1 protein-coding gene is annotated in these 903 nt (G+C 66.8%); it reads left to right on the plus strand.

Translation table 11 applies throughout. The annotated features are described in order from the left end of the window. On the plus strand, window positions 1-903 hold a 903-nt coding region (locus tag SY1_RS07085), incomplete at both ends, for a Lon-insertion domain-containing protein (RefSeq protein ID WP_208874021.1).

A 903-nucleotide genomic window follows, 5' to 3' on the forward strand; every position in this document is an offset into this window, starting at 1 on the left:
GTGGTCCAGCCGCGAGGCGGAGGACCAGGAGCGGCTCTCCACCGAGATGGGGAGGCTCCGGGAGCTCCTGGCGGAGGCCAACGCCTGGGCGGTCCTCCAGTCTGGAGAGGGGAAGCGCGTCGAGCGGGAGCACGTTCGGAAGGCCATCGAGCACAAGCGATACCGCTCCGCCCTCTATCAGGAGAGGCTGACGCGGGCCTTTGTGGACGGGACCATCCGCGTGGACACGACGGGGGAGGTCGTGGGGCAGATCAACGGCTTGTCGGTGATCGACCTGACGGACTACCGCTTCGGGCACCCCTCGCGCATCACGGCGAACGTCTTCGTGGGGCAGGAGGGCATTGTGAACATCGAGCGCGAGGTGCGCATGACGGGGCCCATTCACAACAAGGGACTGATGATCCTTTCCAGCTACCTGGGGCGAAAGTACGCCCGGCACATGCCGCTGACGCTCTCGGCGCGCATCACCTTCGAGCAGAATTACGGCGGGATCGAAGGGGACAGCGCCTCCTCCACCGAGCTCTACTGCCTGCTCTCCGCCCTGTCGGGGCTTCCACTCCGGCAGGGGATCGCCGTCACCGGGTCCGTGGACCAGTTCGGAAACGTTCAGGCCATCGGCGGGGTGAACGAGAAGATCGAGGGCTTCTTCAGCCTGTGCCGGCTCACGGGGCTGACGGGGGACCAGGGCGTGATGATCCCGCGGGCGAACGTGCGGAACCTCATGCTGGACGCGGAGGTCATTCAGGCGGTCCGAGAGGGGCGCTTCTCCATCTGGGCCGTGGACACGATCGACGAGGGCATCGAGCTTCTGACCGGAACGAAGGCCGGGCGGGAGCACAAGGACGGGTCCTACACGAAGGGGTCCGTCCACGGCCTCGTCAGGGCGCGCCTCGAACGGATGCT

The organism is Fretibacterium fastidiosum (genome assembly GCF_000210715.1).
Taxonomy (GTDB): Bacteria; Synergistota; Synergistia; order Synergistales; family Aminobacteriaceae; genus Fretibacterium; species Fretibacterium fastidiosum.